Here is a 19343-nt window from a genome sequence, read left to right on the forward strand (position 1 = left end):
AGAAAAGGTGAGGAAAATGAATAAAAAAAGCTGGATCGTTGTCATTGTGGCCGCACTAATCCTATTCTTTGGTGTCCAAAGTGCAGCTGTACGTGAGAAAGAAGCTGATTTGGATGATGCGATCTCAAATAAATTCTTTGCTAGTGATAAAACCATCGAAGAGGGCGATAGCAATTCTCAAGTTGCCGTCCTCCAGGTCAATGGGACTATCGCTGATACGGGAGATCAAAACTCTTTGTTTTCAGCTAATCAAAGCTATGATCACCAAGGAACCCTGTCTGCTATTAAAAAAATAAAAGAAGATAATAAAGTTAAAGCTTTACTTCTAGAAGTTGATTCCCCAGGTGGAGCCGTTTACGAGAGTGTTGAGCTCTACCGGGCTTTAAAGGACTTGAAGGAAAGTCGCCAAATTCCTATCTACGTCAGCATGAAGTCCATGGCAGCTAGCGGGGGATATATGATTTCAATGGCTGCAGATAAGATCTTTGCTGATACTGAAACGACTACTGGGTCAATTGGTGTCATTCTTTCCACTTTTAATATCAGTAAGTTACTAGAGGAACATGGTATTAAACCTGAAGTCTTTAAATCGGGAGACCATAAGGACCTATTATCGATGTATAGAGACCCTAGTGATGAAGATCGGGAAATTATCAATAATATTTTAAAAGAATCCTATGATCGCTTTGTAAAAATTGTGGCCGAGGGCCGGGGAATGAATGAAGATGAAGTCCGTAAATTAGCTGACGGGCGCATTTATTCAGGCCAACAAGCCTTGGATAAGCACTTGATTGATGCCATTGGTTACCGTCAAGATGCTTTAGCGGCCTTAAAGGCTGACCACGATTTAGAGGGTAGTCGGGTTTACTTAGTAAGTACTGATGAAGACCAACAACAATTTAGCAGTTTAATTCGTCGCTTTAGCCAAGCTATTCCTTTGAGTAAGTTATGGAAAGCAGATACACCAGCTAATGAAATTGAAGCGGTTAAGGAATTAACAGACCAAGCTCCACGTCCATATTATCTCTACGGAGGTGAATAAGATGTTTGGTAAAAAGAAAAAAACAGATGATAAGCAAAATATTGATATTTCTGGTTTAAATGATGAACTTTACCAAGGTAGCTTAGAAAATAAATCGGTTCCAGGAGAAGGCTATAAGACCACTTGTTTTCCTAGTTATTCTGAGTCAGTTGACCAATTGCCCCGCCAGGTCTATGGAGGTTTTTGGCAACGTTTATTGGCCTATTGCTTAGATTATCTATTTATTAAAGCCTTAGTAAGTATCCTTTTAGCACTTGCTAGTCTATTTTTAAGTAGAGACTTACTTGAACAAGGCGATTTAGTGAATTTCCTAGCGGTTAATTTTATCTGGGTTTTATACTTTACCTTGTCGACTTATCTCCTTAATGGACAAAGTTTAGGCAAATTTTTCTGTCGCTTAAGGGTAGTTAAGGCTGATGAAAGTCGCTTATCATTGGGAACCTGTCTGATACGTGAAGGTTTAGGGAAAGTCATCCTGCGCCAGTTTCCAATTCTAGCCCTAGTTATTGTTTTCACGCCTAAACGCGAAAACTTTATCGACTTTTTTACCGATACACGGGTACTTTCGCTCAGCCAAATGGACTTAATTAATTATCCTAGTCCCTCCAAAAGTTAAGTTATTGGAAGAATACCAATCATAGTGATTAGCAAGTGTGTCATCAATTAACTCCTTATGGGATTATACAAAAGAGGTTGCGATGTATCGGTCGCAACCTCTTTTCAATTTTTTCAAAGTATATTTGTCTAGAAAATTTGTCAGCTTATTTTTGTTGGGGCTTGAAGTTCATGAACATAAGAATGAGGGTAGCTGTTTCTTCAATGCTACGGTCGGCAACATTGATAATGGGACATTGCAGACGCTCATATACCTCATTGGCATAGGCTAGTTCTTTTTCAATGCGGTCATCGGCGCTATAAAGCCCTGATTCATCTACCCCATAGCTACGCATGCGTTCACGACGAAATTTATTTAGTACATTAATATCATTGGTGAGGCCGATGATTTTATTGGATTCAATTTTAAAAATTTCTTCAGGTAATTGTGCTTCTGGGACTAAAGGTAAATTAGCCACTTTATAACCTTGGAAGGCCAGATAGATACTGAGGGGAGTCTTACTGGTACGCGAAATGCCTAATAGAACGATATCCGCTTCCTCAAAACGGTTAGGGTAACGCCCATCATCATTTTGAACCGCAAATTCAAGGGCTTGAATACGTTTATAGTATTGGTCATTTAATTTGTGACGCTGTCCAGGCTTTTGGGTAGAAGGAGTACCAGATTCTTCACCAATCAGTTCAATAATGGGATGAAGGACGTTATAATAAAAAAGCCCATGATCTTGACAAAAGCGAGCAGCGGTTTGGTGAAGGTCTTCTTTAACAAAGCTCACTACGACATGGGCTTGATTGTCTTTAGCTGCTTCCAGAACAGGGATTAGCGAGTCCTCATGAAGAATGAAAGGAAAGCTCTTTATATTGATTTCAACATCAGGAAACTGTACCATTACACTATCTAAGAGATCAGTTGTTAATTGGCCGACTGCATCAGATAGTAAATAAAAATCTTTAATTTGTTTTTCTTCAGTCATTATTACACATCCTATTTCATCCATTATGTTTTAAAACAAATTATAACATGGCCATAAAGCAAATGCATGCTATAATAAATTAAATTGGGAGGGGTCTCTATGTCTGAATTTGTAAAAAATGCTATGAACCAATTAAATGATTTAGGCTATAAGTATACGCAAAGACGGGCGGATATGTTAGCGGTTTTTGACCAAGATATTAATCATTTTAAATCAGCCAAGGATGTCCAACAAGCCATGAAAAAAGACCATCCTAATATAAGTTTTGATACAATTTACCGGAATTTGCGCTTATTTACTGATTATGATCTATTAGAAGAAAATGAAATTGATGGGGAGATGGTATTCCGTCAACATTGTGATCCTATCTTAGGCCACCACCATCACTTCGTATGTAACCATTGTGGAAAAACCGTTCCCGTTCGTTTAGGTGATTTATCCTACTATAGCCAACAGCTTCCTGGCTATGAAATTAACGGGCATAGTTTTCAACTTTTTGGGCTCTGTCCTGACTGCTTAGCTGAAAGTAAACAGCAGTCTTAATAAAGCATAAGAAAAACTCAGTCTCTTATCGGACTCTCTGCCAGTCAAGGTAGAAAAAATTGATAAGAGACTGAGTTTTTTAGTTAACTCTAGTAGTGATAGTTTTTTTGGGAGACTTTAGGCTAAGGTTGTTTGATCCGTTTCTTTAGGACGATAAAGTTTGCGGGCAATAATTGGAGTAATAATCGAGCTAATAACTACCCCAAAAGCAATTTGAGCAGTAGCCGAGGCGACAAATTCTTGATAGCTTGGAATTACTGCACCAATAATAGCAGGAACGGAAACAGACATCCCAGCAATTGAAGACATAGCTAAGGAGGTGACCCCATCTTCTTTTAAGAGATAACGTTCAACTAAGACCATGATAAGAACCATAGGAATATAGAAGAGAATGGTTAAGAGCACGCCTTGTGGCCCCGCTTTGATAGCGTCGATTAAATTAATGTTAGCCCCAAAAGCAAAGCCCATGAAGGGGAGGGTAATTGCTGCTCCAGGTGCTAGATAATCCCGCATCTTAGGGTCTAAATTGCCTAGTACCGCTCCAACGATGACAGGAATAATGGTTGAAATAATTGGGGTCCAATTAATGGCAGTGGTTTGAGAGATACTAAAAACTAACATAGGGTAAGCTGGGGTACATAACAAGCCAACTAACCCAAAGGCACTGATGTCATCCTTAGTCCCATAGTCACTTTCCAAGGCTAAGAATAAAGAAGGATTGGTGGAAGCAATAGCAGCAATATAAGCAATGGCTGATATTCCCCAAATTCCATCCATGCCAAAGAATTGAATAAACAAAAGGCCTAAAACAATATTAATGATGACCTTTACTAGGATAAGAACGCCTTCTTTTCTTAAGACCACACTTAAATGGGAGAGATCAATAGAAGCTCCCGAGCAAAGGCAAGCAAATCCGATAATGTAATTCAAACCATCGGCAGTAAAGATAGCTTGCGTAGCCCCACCGATTTCAAAAACACCGGGGGTAAAGGTGCAAAATAATGCTGATATAAGCATAGGGACCAGTAAGAGGCCGCCAGGAACTTTCTTCATAAAATCGTACATTGAATAACTCCTTATAGTTAATGATAAATAGGTTTAATTGCGCATTAAAGTCAATTATAAGCCTATTTTTTTTAATTACAAGATAATAAAAATGAAATTTACAATTAAATAATATAAGAGCGGGTATTGATATTTATATTATGTAAAAGACGAACTATATTAAATGTTTTTATAAATTCGTCCGTAAAATTGTTGTTTTATGCTATAATCTGAGTTATACTTGTCTTGTAGTTAAAACGAACTTTTTATATTAGAGAGGTGCAAAATGTTCGGAAAGAAAGTTAAAACTTTAGTTATTGGTGCTTTAGCAGGTTTAGCGCTTGCTGGTTGTCAAGGTCAAAATGCCGGTACCAGTGGATCTTCTACTAGTGGCAAATCAGCTAGTGATGAATATCGTATTGCCATGGTTACTGATGGGAATGGGATAGATGACCGCTCCTTCAACCAGTCAGCTTGGGAAGGAATGGAAAAATGGGCCAAGGATCATGGCTTTTCTGAAAATGCACGTTCATTTTATCAATCACATTCAGAAGCAGATTTCATTCCTAACTTATCGACTGCAACAGCTGATAATTATAATATCGTGTTTGGTATTGGATCTTTTATGGTTGAGCCTATTCAAAAAATTGCAGAAAACAATCCTGACCAACACTATGGCTTAGTCGATGGACAAGTGGATCTGCCTAATGTGGTTTCCTTATCCTTTAAAGATAACGAATCGGCTTATTTAGCTGGTGTCGCCGCTGCAAAATCGACTAAGAAAGATAAAGTTGGCTTTATTGGCGGTATGAAAATTCCAGGCATTGAACGTTTTGAAGCTGGTTTTAAACAAGGGGTAAAAGATACCAAGCCTGAAGTTGAAGTTGACGTCCAATATGCGGATTCCTTTGGCGATGCTGCCCGCGGTCAACAAATATCTTCTTCAATGTATCAAAACGGCATTGATATTATCTTTACAGCTGCAGGACAAACCGGGAATGGAGCCTTTACTGAAACCCGCAACCGCTTGGAAAATGGAGAAAAGGGCCTTTGGATTATTGGTTGTGACCGTGACCAATCGAGTGAAGGAGAATGGTCTCAAGGTAACTTTACCCTTGCTTCTACCTTAAAACTCATCGGCACGACAATCGCAAAGGTTACTGACCAATCCATGTCAGGAGACTTCCCTGGTGGGCAAAGTCAATTTAATGGTGTTAAAGAGGGTGCAGTTGACTTAGTGGATACTAACTTAGATGATGAAGCTAAGGCAGCCGTTAATGAAGCGCGTGAAGGCATCAAGAGTGATAAAATTACCGTACCTGAAAAGCTTGCTGATTTAAAATAGAAGGATGAATATCGTGTCAAAACAGAATTTAGCATTAGAAATTAAAGATATCAGTAAAAAATTTGGTGATTTTACTGCAAATGATCATATTTCCTTTAATGTTAAGCAAGGTGAAATTCATGCTCTATTGGGCGAAAATGGGGCAGGAAAATCAACCTTGATGAATATTTTGACAGGTTTATTGACCCCAACTAGTGGTGAGATTTTTATCAACCAAGAGCCTGTGACCATTAGCTCACCGGCTCTTGCCTATGAAAAGGGAATCGGCATGGTTCACCAACACTTCATGCTTATTGATGATTTTACTGTGACTGAAAATATTATGCTGGGTGCTGAACTCACCCAGCATGGCTTTTTAAAGAAAGATGATAGTGAAAAAATTGTCAGTGAGCTCAGTGAGAAGTATGATTTAAAAGTTGATCCAAAAGCGAAAATTAAAGACATCTCTGTAGGTATGCAGCAAAGAGTAGAAATATTAAAATTACTCTACCGGGATGTTGATATTCTGATATTAGATGAACCGACTGGTGTCTTAACCCCGCAAGAAATCACTGAATTGATAAAAACTTTACGTCATTTAGCGGCTAAAGGAAAAGCAATTATTCTTATTTCTCATAAGTTAAGTGAAATCAAGGCTGCAGCAGACCGTTGCACCATTATTCGTCGTGGTAAAAAAATTGCCACCGTTGATGTGGACGAGGTCAGTGAACAAGAACTCGCCGATATGATGGTAGGTCGTAAGGTGCAAATCCATGTAAATAAAGAAGCTTCCCAGCTAGGTAATGAAGTCCTAAAGATAAAAGATCTAGTCGTGGAAAAACGCCATCAACCGATCCTAAGAGGGATCAATTTAAACTTGTTTGCGGGCGAAATACTGGGAATCGCTGGTATTGATGGTAATGGTCAAAGTGAATTGATCGATGTTTTAACCGGATTAAGCCAAGCGACTCTGGGACATATTTATCTAGATGGAGAAGAAATTACCCATGATAATACTCGCCAGATCGCTGAAAAGGGGATGGGACATATTCCTGAAGACCGCCATAAACGCGGTTTAATCTTAGCAATGCCTATTTCTGATAACTTTATTTTACGTAATTACTATCAAAAACCCTTCAGTAATAATTTGTTAATGCAATCTGATGTGATTGAAAATAACGCTAAAGACCTAGTCAATAAGTACCATATTGCTATCCCTAATATTTCGGCAAAGGCTAGTCAGTTATCTGGAGGAAACCAACAGAAAATTGTTATTGCCCGTGAACTTGAAAACCACCCCAAAGTCTTGATTGCTGCTCAGCCTACTCGAGGATTAGATATTGGCGCAGTTGAAGAGGTTCATGAAAGGTTATTGGAAGAGAGAGGTAAAGGGAAGGCTATTCTCTTAGTCAGCCAAGAATTGGATGAGTTGATGTCTTTATCTGATCGTATTGCTGTTATTCACCAAGGACAAATTACCGGTATTGTGGACAGCCAGGAGACTAATGAAACCGAATTAGGTTTATTGATGGCAGGAGAATCAATTGACAAATTAGAAAAAGTAGGTGAAAACGGTGAATAATAGTAAAAAGATGTCCTATGCCTTAATTATTTCCTTGTTATCGATTGTTCTAGGATTTTTTGTTGGGGCCTTAATAATGCTGTTCTTCGGTTACAATCCGATCCTTGCTTACCAAGCGATGATCGGAAAAGTGATCACTGGCCCTTATTTCTTAGGAGAGGCCTTTCGTGAAGCGACCGTTTTAACTTTTACCGGTTTATCATTTGCTCTAGCTGCTAAGGCTAATTTTTTTAACATTGGTATTCCAGGTCAGTACTTACTAGGTTGGATTGCTTCCGTTTGGTTTGCCTTGGCCAACCCTGATTTACCGCGAATAGCCCTAGTCCCACTATGCTTTCTAGTAGGGGCTTTAGCTGGAGGTTTTTGGGGATGTTTAGTAGGCGCTTTCAAAGCTTGGCGTGGCAGTAATGAAGTGATCACTACCATTATGCTGAATTATATTGCCCTGTATCTTACTAACTGGATTATCAGAGGGCCTTTGGGAAGCCAATTGAAAACGCCGGAAATGACTGAAAACGCTAGTTTATCTTTAAAATGGCTCAGTGAATTAAGTAATGGCTCACGGTTAAATCTAGGAATATTTATTGCATTTGTTTTTATGGCTTTATATCACTTATATATAAATAAAACTATAAAAGGGTTTGAGACCCGGTCGATTGGCCTAAATCCGGAAGCCAGTCGTTACGCCGGAATGTCAATTAAAGAAAATATTATCTTAACCATGACTTTATCCGGCCTATGTGCAGGTGTTGGTGGTGTGATTACTGGCTTAGGAACTTTTCAAGGGATAACGATTCAAGGAACACTTCCTAGTGAAGGGTTTAATGGTATTGCTGTTGCTCTGTTAGGAATGAATCATCCACTAGGCATTTTTCTATCCGCTTTACTCTTTGGCATTCTAAATGTGGGATCGCGTTTTATGCCCAATAGTGCAGGAGTTCCTGATGAAATGGCCCAAGTGGTCATCGCATGTATAATCTTTTTTGTCGGGACAGCCTACATTGTTGATTGGGCAAAAAATAAGTTGCAAGCCCTTAAACAAGCCAAGGGAAAGGAGTAGAAAATGTCACTAATTGATATGCTACAATTATTAGTTTCTAATGCTTTGTTATACGCAGCCCCTTTAATCTTGACAGCCATTGGTGGCACTTTTTCTGAGAGATCCGGCGTAGTGAACATTGGTTTAGAGGGGATTATGGTCATTGGTGCTTTTTCTGGTGCCTTAGCGAATTTCTTCCTAGCCCCTCAATTTGGCTCTTGGTCCCCGTGGATTTCTTTAATCATCGCAGGATTATTTGGCCTGATTTATTCTGCTCTCCATGCAGTAGCGACTATTCATTTGCGCGCTGACCACACCATATCAGGAACTGTGTTAAATCTGGCTGCTCCAGCCTTAACGGTCTTTTTATGCCGGGCGCTTACAGGGTCAGCACAAACCGGACCTTTGGCTGTTCCTTTTATTAATCGAACGCTTACATTTCTCAGTAAAATCCCCCTAATCGGACCGATTCTTTTTGTGAATACTCCTCCAGTTGCCTGGTTTAGTTTTTTCCTCGCGCTTATCGCTTGGCTAGTCTTATTTAAGACTCGCTTTGGCCTACGTTTACGTTCAGTAGGGGAGTCTCCTCTAACCGCTGAAAGCTTAGGGATAAATGTTTACGCGATGAAGTATGCTGGAGTTTTGATTTCAGGCTTTCTGGGAGGCATCGGTGGTGCCATTCAGTCTCAGGCGATTGCTAATGAGTTTGCTGTAACGACCATTTCTGGTCAAGGTTATATGGCTTTAGCAGCCATGATTTTTGGACATTGGCATCCGATTGGTGCGACTCTCTCAGCGGTATTTTTTGGACTTGCCCAAGCTCTAGGCTATGCAAGTAACTATATTCCGGGACTTTCAGGAATTCCAGACCTTTGGTTGCAAATATTACCTTATTTAATTACCTTAGTGACAGTCGTTTTCTTTATAGGTAAATCGGTTGGTCCTAAAGCCAATGGAGTAACCTATGTAAAGAGTAAATAAATGAAAAGGAGGATATTAATGCGGCAAATATATTTTAATCACGACGGTGCAGTGGATGATTTAGTAGCATTATTTTTATTAAGTCAGGCTAAAGATATTGAAATCCTGGGTGTGGGTGTGGTTCCAGGTGATTGCTATTTAGAACCTGCTTTATCTGCTTCTGAAAAGATTCTGAACCGTTTTGCGCCAGGTAAAGCAATCAAAATCGCTCCCTCAGTGGCTCGACCTAAGAATCCTTTTCCTAAGGAATGGCGTGAACACGCCTTTACTGTAGATGCCTTACCCGTTTTAAATGAATATGAAATCAGTCAAAAATTAATAGTTGATCAAGCAGCTCACCTGCAACTGGTTGATATTCTTAAATCCGCTGACCAAGCCATTGATCTTGTCTTTACAGGTCCTTTGTCTGACTTAGCCCTAGCACTGGATACTGATTCAAGTATCGCGGCTAAAATTAATAAATTATATTGGATGGGCGGCGCCTTTCAAGCAAAGGGTAATGTCCTCGAACCTGAACATGATGGTTCAGCTGAATGGAATGCTTTTTGGGATCCAGAGGCAGTCGAACGGGTATTTCAAGAAGAATTCCCTATTGATATCGTTGCCTTAGAAAGTACCGAAAAGGTGCCTCTAACAATACCGATACGTCAGGCGTGGGCTAAAGAACGGAAAAATTTAGGGATTGATTTTCTGGGTAACTGCTATGCCTTAGTGCCGCCATTAGTTCACCAAGTCTCAAATTCGACTTATTATCTTTGGGATGTGTTGACAGCCATTTCCTATATTGATCCTTCATTGACAAAGAAGCATGCTTTAAAGGCCAAGGTTGCTACCAAAGGGATTAATCAAGGGCAAACCTATGAAGACGAAAATGGTCGTTTAGTCGATGTGGTTTATGATGTCAAACATGCGGAATTTTTCCAAACAATTTTTAATTTAGCTTGGCAATAATTAAAAAAATTTATTCTTTATGCCAATAACTTAGCTTTTGACCCTTACTTTAATTAAAGTTAAGATTGACTGACTTTCGATTATTCGTTATAATCAACTTTGTACATTTCCTAAAGTGGAGGAAATGGTAAGGATGAAACGAGGGGAGGTATATACCATGTCAAAGACTGTAGTTCGTAAAAACGAATCTATTGATGACGCTCTTCGTCGCTTTAAACGCTCGGTTTCAAAATCCGGCACCTTACGTGAAGCACGCAAACGTGAATATTATGAAAAACCATCAGTTCGCCGTAAGAAAAAATCGGAAGCTGCTCGTAAACGTAAATTCTAATCGTGCATAACCTAAAGGACAGATTGGAGGCGCCTCATGGCAAAAATTGATCAATTAAATCAAGATATGAAAGAAGCCATGAAAGCTAAAGATAAATTCCGTTTATCCGTTATTCGCATGTTAAAGGGCGCTTTACAAAAAGCCGAAATTGACAAAGAAGAAGCGTTAACGGATGATGAAGAACTAAGCATCTTATCTAGAGAATTGAAACAAAGAAAAGATTCTGTGAATGAATTTCATGAAGCTGGAAGAGATGACTTAGCTGACCAAACCGCTAAAGAAATAGAAATCGTTGAAAACTACCTACCAAAACAACTTTCTGAAGAAGAAATTACCCAAGCAGTTAAGGAAGTTATTGATCAAGTAGGTGCCAGTTCAATGAAAGACTTCGGAAAAGTTATGGGAACAGCCGTAGCTAAACTGAAAGGTCAAGCGGATGGTAATCAAATTCAAAAAATAGCAAAATCCTTGCTATCATAGAAGTATAGGGGAGTTGGAGCGTTGATCCAACTCCTTTTTATATGGTCAAGGCTCCTGTAATTCTTCTACTGAATGAAAGGCAGAAGTTTTGTTTCATTATTCGATTTTTTAAACGCCTTTTGCTATACTAATCTTATCAATTAAAAGGGGGCAGATTGCTTTTGACACAGTCACTGACTACTAAGACCATTCAATTAAAGGATCCAGCGACAGCTCTAACTTTATATGGAATCCATGACCGGCATTTGCGTTTGATCGAAGAATCCTATACTTTACAAATCAATGCTCGTGGTGATAAATTAGAACTCATTGGCGCTAGTGATACGATTGAAACAGTAGCAGAAATTATTCAATCTCTTGAAGTATTGATCAATAAGGGCAAAACGATTGGAGAACGTGACATTATTACAGCCATCAAAATGGCTAATAATGGTCAACTCGACACTTTTATCGACTTATACGACCAGGCAATTGGGAAAAGCTATGATGGCAAGATTATCCAACCTAAAACTTTTGGGCAAAAACAATATATTGATGCTATTAAGGCTAATCCACTAACATTTGGTATCGGACCTGCCGGAACGGGGAAAACCTTTTTAGCAGTAGTTATGGCCGTTTCTGCCTTAAAAAAGGGTCAGGTCAAACGTATTATACTCACTCGCCCTGCGGTTGAAGCTGGTGAGAGTTTGGGTTTCCTACCAGGGGATTTAAAAGAAAAAGTTGATCCTTACCTTAGACCTATCTATGATGCCCTATATACTATCTATGGTGCCGACCATACTGAACGATTGTTGGAGCGAGGGGTCATTGAAATAGCTCCCTTAGCTTATATGCGAGGCAGGACCTTGGATGATGCTTTTGTGATTTTAGACGAAGCACAAAACACGACTAAGGCGCAAATGAAAATGTTCTTGACCCGCTTAGGTTTCGGGTCAAAAATGATTGTCAATGGCGATAAAACTCAAATCGATCTCCCCAGGGGAATAAAGTCAGGACTGACTGATGCCGAAAACATTATCAAGGGTGTTGACAATATCCGCTTTGTTTATTTTGATACCGATGATGTCGTCAGACACCCAGTGGTTTCAGCAATTATTAAAGCCTACGATAAAGAAGCTGAGCAAAGGAAACATGGAGGTGAATAGGCATGTTATCTGTCTTATTCAAGGATAAAACAGGAGAACTAAGCGAAAATCAAGTTAATATTATATTAGGGGTCTTAGATGCAGCAGCAAAACGACTTGAGCTGAATCGAGAAACGGAAATGTCCGCGACTATTGTTCATGATGACGAAATCCACGCCATTAACAGGGATTACCGTGGTAAAGACCGGCCAACGGACGTGATTAGTTTTGCCATCAATGATGAGAGCGAAGGTGATAGTCCTATTGCTGAGTGGCCTGAAGATTTGCCTTATGAATTAGGAGATTTGATTATTTCTTTAGACACGGCTAAACGTCAGGCAGAGGAATATAACCATTCATTAGAACGGGAGCTAGGTTTTCTAGCTTGTCATGGTTTTTTGCATTTGAACGGTTATGACCATATCGAGCCAGAAGATGAAAAAGTAATGTTTGGCCTACAAAGAGAGATTTTGGATGCCTATGGACTCAAAAGAGAATAAAGAGCTCAAGGAAGACTATAAGAATAAGCGCTTCAAAAACCGGTCTTTTATTCGGTCACTCGGCTTTGCTAGTGAAGGAATTGTATTCACTTTTAAACATGAACGTAATTTTCGATTTCAAACTGCCTCACTGTTTTTAGTGGTTTGTTTAGCACTCTTGCTCAAAATTAAACCCTTAGAATTTATCATTTTGCTTTTTTGTTGTCTTATGGTTATGGCTTGTGAAATGATTAATACTTGTTTTGAATGGATGGTCGATTTAACCACAAACTACCAATATCATCCGATTGCAAAACATATTAAGGATGTGGCTGCTGGTTTAGTCTTGCTCACATCTATTTTTTCGGTAGTGATTGGTATAATTATTTTCACGCCTTATCTATTAGCACTTCTCTTTTAAATTTAGAAAGGACTACTTGTGTTCAATCAAAATAATTATCATTCAGGCTTTGTAGCCATTGTAGGACGTCCCAATGTGGGGAAATCGACCCTACTTAACCATATTATTGGCCAAAAAGTAGCCATTATGAGTGACAAGGCCCAGACTACCCGCAACAAAATCCATGCCATTTATACCACCGATGAGGTTCAAATTGTCTTTATCGATACCCCAGGAATTCACAAACCTAAGCATGAATTAGGGGAATACATGGTTAAAAGTGCCTATTCTGCATTGGATGAGGTTGAAGTCATTTTAATGCTGGTCAATTCCACTGAAAAAATTGGCCCAGGTGACCGTTTCATTATGGAAAAAATTGCTGCTTACGATACGCCAAAGATCTTAGCAGTGAATAAAACCGACCAATTAGACAAGGAAGACTTGGCGACTTATTTAGAAAGTATTCCTAATAAGGATATCTTTGATCAAATTATTCCCTTATCTGCTTTAACAGGGGATAATGTGGACCAATTGCTCAAGGAATTAACTAAGGAAATGCCACTTGGTCCACAATATTACCCTGAAGATCAAGTCACTGACCACCCTGAATATTTTGTTGTCAGTGAAATGATTCGGGAACAAATTTTGCAATTAACCCGTGAAGAGATCCCTCATTCGGTGGCGGTAACCGTCGACAAGATGCAAAAAGATGAGTATGATAAGGTCCATGTTTATGCCAATATTATTGTTGAGCGAAAGAGTCAAAAGGGTATCATTATCGGAAAAAATGGTTCCATGATTAAGAGAATTGGATCCAATGCTCGTCGTGAGATAGAGACCTTGCTCGGTTCTAAGGCCTTTCTGGAATTATGGGTAAAAGTCCAACCCCATTGGCGTGATAAACGTAATTTACTCAATGACTTTGGCTACCGCCCAAAAACCGATTACTAATAAACTTTAAGAGTAGCTAGAAAGAGTGAGAATATGACCATCAATCAAGCAACTTTTCCGGGAATTGTTCTCTACCAAAGGCCCTATAAGGAAAAAGATTTGCTGGTTAAGATTTTTACTCAACCCTATGGCAAGCGTATGTTTTTTGTTCGTAATATTCATAAACCTAACAATGTGTTGAAGCAACCTAGCTTTGCCTTTGTTAGGGCGGAATATATTGGCACGATCAATGACCGGGGCTTTTCCTTTCTTAAAGAAGTCAAGTCGATGACTTTTCCCAAGCATACCATGAGTGATTTAGAAGCGATGGCTTATGCCAGCTATCTCTGCCATTTAGTGGACGCCTCTATGCCGGATAGAGAAATCGACCAGGTCCTCTTTACTCAACTTGAACAGGCCTTAGATAAGATTGAGACAGGTTTTAATCCCGCCATTATTTCTAATATTTTAGAAGTTCAGCTCTTGGCTAAATTTGGGGTCATGCCCCAACTACATGCCTGTCAAATCTGCCAAGAGGACCAGGGGGTTTTTGATTTTTCCGTTGCTTTTGATGGTCTGCTTTGCCAAAAGCATTTCGATAGAGATCCTAGAAGACTCCATTGGCCGGCTCGAGCAGCACATTTCGTCAAGCTATTCAGTCAAATCAACTTTTCTAATGTCCAGAGCATTCATTTAAATAGTCAAAGTCAAGCTATGATTCGCCGAGCAATCGATGATTTATATGATGAATATGTGGGCTTGCACCTGAAAAGCAAAAGCTTTATCGATAAGTTGGCGAATTTTTCCAATCCGCTTGACTAGCTTAGAAGTCGTGAAGTATTATAAGTATGATAATATACTAATGTGATAACTAGTAAGGAGTACAAGTTTTCTATCTGCAAAGTGAGCCTTGATAGTGAGAAAAGGCCAGATAAAGCTTGGAAGGGCGTACTAGAGCATTATTAAAAAAGAGCTAGCCTGAGCTAGAAGTAGGGTGGAACCGCGAAACCATCGTCCCTATGTATACCTTTTTGTATACATAGGGTTTTTCTTTGCTAGCAAAAAACCAGCAATTAGTCTATTGTCAATTTCAGATTCGAAATAAAAATGAGAGTGAGGAAGTCAGATGACAACTACTGCCAAAACCGTTCAGGAAATGATTCTTGCCTTGCATCAATTCTGGTCTAATCAAGGGTGTTTAGTGTTAAATGCCTATGATACCGAAAAAGGTGCAGGGACCATGAGTCCATATACTTTCTTAAGAGCCATTGGTCCAGAACCTTGGAATGCCTGTTATGTAGAACCTTCACGGCGTCCCGACGATGGCCGTTACGGTCAAAACCCTAACCGTCTTTACCAACACCATCAATATCAAGTGGTCATGAAACCAAATCCAGATAATATTCAGGAACTCTATATCGAAAGTCTCAAGAGCTTAGGAATCGATCCTTTGAAGCATGATATTCGTTTTGTTGAAGATAACTGGGAAAACCCATCGATGGGTTGTGCTGGTTTAGGTTGGGAAGTTTGGTTAGATGGAATGGAAATCACTCAATTTACTTATTTCCAACAAGTGGGTGGTTTAGATTGTTATCCGACCACTTCTGAGCTCACTTATGGGATTGAAAGACTTGCTTCCTACCTTCAAGGAGTAGATTCCGTCTATGATTTGGAATGGTCTCGGGGTGTGAAATACGGAGAAATCTTTAAACAACCTGAATTTGAACATTCGACTTATTCCTTTGAAAAAGCGAATACACAGATGTTATTTGATAATTTTGACGCCTATGAAAGAGAGGCCAATCAACAGATCGATAACGGCCTAGTTCACCCAGCCTACGACTATATCCTCAAATGTTCACATACCTTTAATTTGCTGGATGCCCGAGGCGTTGTGTCAGTAACCGACCGTGCGGCTTACTTGGCTCGGGTTCGCCATATGGCAAGACGGGTAGCACGTCTAATGGTTGAAAAACGTAAAGAATTAGGTTTCCCTTTATTATCGCGCGAAGAAGCCCAAAGCTATTTGAAGGAGGACGGTAAGCATGAATAATCACAGCTATTTAATTGAAATTGGCTTAGAAGAAATGCCAGCCCAATATGTTCGTAGTATCAGTGAGCAATTTCAAGAACGGGTCGAAAACTTTCTTGATGAAAATCGTTTAAGCTATGGATCGATTGAAACTTTTGCTACTCCGAGACGTTTTGCGGTTTTAGTAAAAGAATTGGCTGACCGCCAAAGTACCTTTGAAGAAGAAGCAAAAGGTCCGGCCAAAAGAATTGCCCAAGATGAAGCTGGAAACTGGACCAAGGCGGCTATGGGTTTTGCGCGTGGTAAGGGGCTCACTGTTGATGATATCTATTTTAAAGAATTAAAAGGTGAAGACTATGCCTACCTTACCGTACGCTCTGAAGGTCTTAATGTTGAAGAGGTATTAGCAGATATTAAAAATTGTGTCAGTGAGATGAACTTTCCGGTCTCTATGCATTGGGATTCTCACGAATTCCGCTACATCCGTCCGGTTCATTGGATTGTATCCCTATTAGATAAAGAGGTTATCCCTTTCAATGTCCTAGCGGTTGAAGCTGGCAATCTTTCTCGCGGTCATCGTTTTCTCCATAATGAAAGTGTTGAAATCAGCCATGCTAGTCTTTATGAAGAAAGCCTGGAAAAAGCAGCTGTCATTGTTGATCAAGATAAGAGAAAACAAATGATTAAGGAACAAATTGAAGCCCTTGCCAAAGAGAACAATTATCGGGTGCCACTTGATCAAGACCTACTCGAAGAAGTGACCCAAATTGTTGAATATCCAACAGCCTTTGTAGGGGATTTTGATGAAAAATACTTATCTCTTCCAGCCCCTGTCTTGATTACAAGTATGCGGGAACACCAACGCTATTTTGCGGTGGAAGACCAAGAAGGTAAGTTATTACCTCATTTCATTGCTTTAAGAAATGGAAACCATGACCATATCGAAACGGTTAGAAATGGTAACGAAAAGGTGCTAGTGGCTCGTTTAGAAGATGCCATGTTCTTTGTAGAAGAAGACCAAAAGCATGCTATTGATGATTTCGCTCAAAAGCTAACCGATGTGACTTTCCATGCGGAGATCGGTTCTATGAAACAAAAAATGGAAAGAACCGGAAAAATTGCTCACTATCTCTATGAAAACTGGGCCATGCATGAAGTTTTTGCTGGGCAATTAGCCACTGACTTTACTCAAGAAATCGACCGTACCTCAGCAATCTATAAATTTGACCTGGTGACTCAAATCGTGGATGAATTTAGTGAATTGCAAGGGATTATTGGGGAAATTTATGCTAAAAAAGCGGGAGAAGATCCACAAGTAGCCACAGCAATCCGTGAACACTATTTACCAAGTGGTAACGCGAGTGAGCTTCCCCAAAGCCCACTAGGCTTACTATTCGCTATTAGTGATAAATTAGAATCAATTATTTCCTTCTTTGCTATTGGAAAAATTCCTTCTGGTTCGAACGACCCCTTTGCCTTAAGACGGCAAATGATTGGAATTTTAGCAATTTTAGAAGCTGAACACTTACCTTTAGAATGGCATCAAGCCTTGAAAGAGATCTTTGACCAGGTTTATGATTTTGACCAAGATAAGCAAGTCGAATTGAGTCAGGCCATTATCCAATTCTTATCTGACCGGCTTAAGAATAACCTGGCTGACAAGGAAATTCGCTATGATATTTCTCAAGCCGCTAGGGAAGCTAAATATATCGATGTATTAACCATTATCCAATCTGCTGAATTATTAAATGCTCACAAAGAAGACGAAGACTATAAAGATAATGTCGAAGCATGGCAACGGATCAATAATATTATCTTTAAAGTTAGCCAAGAAGAGGTTGAACTTCCCCTCGTAAATGAAAATTTATTTGAAAGCGATTCGGAAAGTGATCTCTACCAAGCGGTGTCAGATTTAAGACTAGATGAAGGAGTAGAAGAAGCTTATGAGGAAATTACCGCTTTAACGCCAATAATTACTCAATTCTTTGAAGATAACATGGTCTTTACCGATAACCAAGACATCCGCAACAACCGCTTAGCACTCTTAAAGCTAATTGACCAAGCGATCACAAAGCATTATAATGTCCAAGCCTTACAAGCTAAGTAATAATATAAAAAATTTGAAAGGAGGGGGACCATGTCAACATTTTATGATTATGCCAAAATATGGGTTAAAGCCGGAAAGGGAGGCGATGGTTTAGTTGCCTTTCTCCGTGAAAAATACCGTCCTGATGGAGGCCCCGCTGGTGGTGATGGTGGTCGTGGCGGTGATGTGATTTTCAAGGTGGATGAAGGCTTAAGAACCCTGATTGATTTCCGCTACAATCGTCACTTTAAGGCCAAGCCTGGAGAAAATGGAATGACCAAAGGCCGTTATGGACGTGGGGCAGATGACTTAGTCGTCCCAGTGCCTCCTGGAACAACAGTTCGCGACTTTGATACAGGTGACTTGATTGGCGATTTAGTGGAAGACGGTCAGGAGCTCATAGTCGCTAAGGGAGGTCGTGGCGGACGAGGTAATATCAAATTTGCCACTCATAATAATCCTGCCCCAGAAATCGCTGAAAATGGCGAGCCCGGCCAAGAGAGAACCCTGCAGCTGGAATTAAAACTCCTTGCCGATGCCGGTTTAGTCGGTTTTCCATCAGTTGGAAAGTCGACCTTGCTATCTGTTGTCAGTGCAGCAAAGCCTAAGGTAGGGGACTATCATTTCACTACCATTAATCCTAATTTAGGTGTGGTAACGACACGAAACCATGAGGAATTTGTCTTAGCTGACCTCCCCGGATTAATTGAAGGCGCCTCGGAAGGAATTGGCCTTGGCATGCGATTTTTACGTCATATTGAACGAACAAAGGTAATCTTACATGTGGTTGATATGGGCGCTTATGAAAACCGGGATCCTTTTGAGGATTATGTAAAAATTAATAAGGAACTCAGCAGCTACGATGAGGAGCTTATCGCTAGACCGACGATTATTGTTGCTAATAAGATGGACATTCCAGAAGCAGTCTTATACTTAGAAGAATTTAAAGAGAAGTTAAGAACTTACTTTTCAGACAATTATCCTGACTTAAGCGTCCCTGAAATTTATCCTATTTCTGCCTTCACCTATGCGGGGATTAACGATTTAATGGATCATACTGCCCAATTGATCAACGAAGAAACCGAACGAAGAGAAGCTCTTGAAGCAGAAAAAGCGGCAGAAGATCAAAAGGAAAGCGTCAATTACCAAATTGAGGAAGAGGAACCTTACTTCTATCTTAACCGGGATAGTGATGGTACCTTTATCCTTTCCGGTAGACGCATAGAAAAAGATTTCAAGATGGCTAACTTAGAATATGATGAAAGTGCTATGCGCTTTGCTCGTCGCTTGAAAAAACAAGGTGTCGATGAAGCTTTGCGAGAAAAGGGAGCCAAATCAGGCGATATTGTGCGCTTGTTAGACTATGAATTTGAATTTTTAGATTAG

The 19343-nt window shown here is 39.8% G+C and carries 20 protein-coding genes; 18 read left to right on the plus strand and 2 right to left on the minus strand.

What is annotated here, in order from left to right; genetic code table 11:
* Positions 1–16 precede the first annotated feature (16 nt).
* Both sppA and JFU01_RS00945 read left to right on the plus strand, forming a co-directional pair.
* Positions 17–1042, plus strand: a complete 1026-nt coding sequence (sppA, locus tag JFU01_RS00940) for a signal peptide peptidase SppA (protein WP_195855483.1) — start codon at positions 17–19, stop codon at positions 1040–1042.
* A 1-nt stretch (position 1043) separates the two neighbouring features.
* Entirely contained in the window at positions 1044–1658 is a 615-nt protein-coding gene (locus tag JFU01_RS00945; RefSeq protein ID WP_195855484.1) for an RDD family protein, read from the plus strand.
* 145 nt (positions 1659–1803) lie between these two features.
* Here the strand turns inward: JFU01_RS00945 and JFU01_RS00950 are convergent, their stop codons facing one another.
* Positions 1804–2631, minus strand: coding sequence for a pyruvate, water dikinase regulatory protein (locus JFU01_RS00950; protein ID WP_111822476.1), 828 nt, complete (start codon positions 2629–2631; stop codon positions 1804–1806).
* 99 nt (positions 2632–2730) lie between these two features.
* Here JFU01_RS00950 and JFU01_RS00955 point away from each other — a divergent pair, with 99 nt between their 5' ends.
* Positions 2731–3174, plus strand: a complete 444-nt coding sequence (locus tag JFU01_RS00955; RefSeq protein WP_195855485.1) for a Fur family transcriptional regulator — start codon at positions 2731–2733, stop codon at positions 3172–3174.
* A gap of 117 nt (positions 3175–3291) precedes the next feature.
* On the opposite strand, the gene JFU01_RS00960 is transcribed toward JFU01_RS00955, so the two are convergent.
* Positions 3292–4239: a 2-keto-3-deoxygluconate permease gene (locus JFU01_RS00960; protein ID WP_195855486.1), complete on the minus strand. Its 948-nt coding sequence runs from the start codon at positions 4237–4239 to the stop codon at positions 3292–3294.
* A gap of 265 nt (positions 4240–4504) precedes the next feature.
* Between JFU01_RS00960 and JFU01_RS00965 the strand changes: the two genes are divergently transcribed.
* The 15 genes from JFU01_RS00965 (at position 4505) to obgE (ending at position 19343) form a co-directional block, all read left to right on the plus strand.
* Complete coding sequence (locus JFU01_RS00965) at positions 4505–5563, plus strand: BMP family lipoprotein (protein WP_195855487.1); 1059 nt, start codon at positions 4505–4507, stop codon at positions 5561–5563.
* A 13-nt stretch (positions 5564–5576) separates the two neighbouring features.
* Positions 5577–7124, plus strand: a complete 1548-nt coding sequence (locus JFU01_RS00970) for an ABC transporter ATP-binding protein (RefSeq protein ID WP_195855488.1) — start codon at positions 5577–5579, stop codon at positions 7122–7124.
* Positions 7117–8184, plus strand: coding sequence for an ABC transporter permease (locus JFU01_RS00975; RefSeq protein ID WP_230086920.1), 1068 nt, complete (start codon positions 7117–7119; stop codon positions 8182–8184). Before JFU01_RS00970 ends, JFU01_RS00975 begins: the two co-directional genes overlap by 8 nt.
* Positions 8185–8187: 3 nt before the next feature.
* Complete coding sequence (locus JFU01_RS00980; RefSeq protein WP_195851127.1) at positions 8188–9144, plus strand: ABC transporter permease; 957 nt, start codon at positions 8188–8190, stop codon at positions 9142–9144.
* Positions 9145–9162: 18 nt separating this feature from the next.
* Complete coding sequence (locus JFU01_RS00985) at positions 9163–10095, plus strand: nucleoside hydrolase (protein ID WP_195855490.1); 933 nt, start codon at positions 9163–9165, stop codon at positions 10093–10095.
* Positions 10096–10252: 157 nt separating this feature from the next.
* The gene (rpsU, locus tag JFU01_RS00990; protein ID WP_060778297.1) at positions 10253–10426 is read left to right on the plus strand and encodes a 30S ribosomal protein S21; all 174 of its coding nucleotides are present in this window, start codon (positions 10253–10255) and stop codon (positions 10424–10426) included.
* A gap of 36 nt (positions 10427–10462) precedes the next feature.
* Positions 10463–10906: a GatB/YqeY domain-containing protein gene (locus JFU01_RS00995; RefSeq protein ID WP_013668809.1), complete on the plus strand. Its 444-nt coding sequence runs from the start codon at positions 10463–10465 to the stop codon at positions 10904–10906.
* A 155-nt stretch (positions 10907–11061) separates the two neighbouring features.
* On the plus strand, positions 11062–12051 hold the full coding sequence (locus JFU01_RS01000; RefSeq protein WP_146743578.1) for a PhoH family protein: 990 nt from the start codon (positions 11062–11064) through the stop codon (positions 12049–12051).
* 2 nt (positions 12052–12053) lie between these two features.
* Positions 12054–12530 carry an rRNA maturation RNase YbeY gene (gene ybeY / locus JFU01_RS01005; RefSeq protein WP_064292488.1) on the plus strand — a complete coding sequence of 159 codons (477 nt, stop codon included), beginning with the start codon at positions 12054–12056 and terminating at the stop codon, positions 12528–12530.
* On the plus strand, positions 12505–12930 hold the full coding sequence (locus JFU01_RS01010; RefSeq protein ID WP_195855491.1) for a diacylglycerol kinase family protein: 426 nt from the start codon (positions 12505–12507) through the stop codon (positions 12928–12930). Before ybeY ends, JFU01_RS01010 begins: the two co-directional genes overlap by 26 nt.
* Positions 12931–12948: 18 nt before the next feature.
* Positions 12949–13860 (plus strand): GTPase Era, encoded by a 912-nt coding sequence (era, locus tag JFU01_RS01015; RefSeq protein ID WP_195855492.1) that lies wholly within the window; start codon positions 12949–12951, stop codon positions 13858–13860.
* A 33-nt stretch (positions 13861–13893) separates the two neighbouring features.
* A complete protein-coding gene (recO, locus tag JFU01_RS01020) occupies positions 13894–14661 on the plus strand; it encodes a DNA repair protein RecO (protein ID WP_195855493.1) in 768 nt (255 codons plus the stop codon).
* A 304-nt stretch (positions 14662–14965) separates the two neighbouring features.
* Positions 14966–15892: a glycine--tRNA ligase subunit alpha gene (gene glyQ, locus JFU01_RS01025; RefSeq protein ID WP_195855494.1), complete on the plus strand. Its 927-nt coding sequence runs from the start codon at positions 14966–14968 to the stop codon at positions 15890–15892.
* Positions 15885–17978: a glycine--tRNA ligase subunit beta gene (gene glyS / locus JFU01_RS01030; RefSeq protein ID WP_195855495.1), complete on the plus strand. Its 2094-nt coding sequence runs from the start codon at positions 15885–15887 to the stop codon at positions 17976–17978. The genes glyQ and glyS overlap by 8 nt, the downstream gene beginning before the upstream one ends.
* A gap of 30 nt (positions 17979–18008) precedes the next feature.
* On the plus strand, positions 18009–19343 hold the full coding sequence (obgE, locus tag JFU01_RS01035) for a GTPase ObgE (RefSeq protein WP_195855496.1): 1335 nt from the start codon (positions 18009–18011) through the stop codon (positions 19341–19343).

Source organism: Aerococcus sp. Group 2 (assembly GCF_905125285.1).
Classification (GTDB): Bacteria; Bacillota; Bacilli; order Lactobacillales; family Aerococcaceae; genus Aerococcus; species Aerococcus urinae_E.

Excerpts from the sequence above, each read along its gene's own strand:
- sppA (WP_195855483.1), top strand. The coding sequence starts at position 17 with ATGAATAAAAAAAGCTGGATCGTTGTCATTGTGGCCGCACTAATCCTA.
- JFU01_RS00945 (WP_195855484.1), top strand. The coding sequence starts at position 1,044 with ATGTTTGGTAAAAAGAAAAAAACAGATGATAAGCAAAATATTGATATT.
- JFU01_RS00950 (WP_111822476.1), bottom strand. The coding sequence starts at position 2,631 with ATGACTGAAGAAAAACAAATTAAAGATTTTTATTTACTATCTGATGCA.
- JFU01_RS00955 (WP_195855485.1), top strand. The coding sequence starts at position 2,731 with ATGTCTGAATTTGTAAAAAATGCTATGAACCAATTAAATGATTTAGGC.
- JFU01_RS00960 (WP_195855486.1), bottom strand. The coding sequence starts at position 4,239 with ATGTACGATTTTATGAAGAAAGTTCCTGGCGGCCTCTTACTGGTCCCT.
- JFU01_RS00965 (WP_195855487.1), top strand. The coding sequence starts at position 4,505 with ATGTTCGGAAAGAAAGTTAAAACTTTAGTTATTGGTGCTTTAGCAGGT.
- JFU01_RS00980 (WP_195851127.1), top strand. The coding sequence starts at position 8,188 with ATGTCACTAATTGATATGCTACAATTATTAGTTTCTAATGCTTTGTTA.
- JFU01_RS00985 (WP_195855490.1), top strand. The coding sequence starts at position 9,163 with ATGCGGCAAATATATTTTAATCACGACGGTGCAGTGGATGATTTAGTA.
- rpsU (WP_060778297.1), top strand. The coding sequence starts at position 10,253 with ATGTCAAAGACTGTAGTTCGTAAAAACGAATCTATTGATGACGCTCTT.
- JFU01_RS00995 (WP_013668809.1), top strand. The coding sequence starts at position 10,463 with ATGGCAAAAATTGATCAATTAAATCAAGATATGAAAGAAGCCATGAAA.
- ybeY (WP_064292488.1), top strand. The coding sequence starts at position 12,054 with ATGTTATCTGTCTTATTCAAGGATAAAACAGGAGAACTAAGCGAAAAT.
- JFU01_RS01010 (WP_195855491.1), top strand. The coding sequence starts at position 12,505 with ATGCCTATGGACTCAAAAGAGAATAAAGAGCTCAAGGAAGACTATAAG.
- recO (WP_195855493.1), top strand. The coding sequence starts at position 13,894 with ATGACCATCAATCAAGCAACTTTTCCGGGAATTGTTCTCTACCAAAGG.
- glyQ (WP_195855494.1), top strand. The coding sequence starts at position 14,966 with ATGACAACTACTGCCAAAACCGTTCAGGAAATGATTCTTGCCTTGCAT.
- glyS (WP_195855495.1), top strand. The coding sequence starts at position 15,885 with ATGAATAATCACAGCTATTTAATTGAAATTGGCTTAGAAGAAATGCCA.
- obgE (WP_195855496.1), top strand. The coding sequence starts at position 18,009 with ATGTCAACATTTTATGATTATGCCAAAATATGGGTTAAAGCCGGAAAG.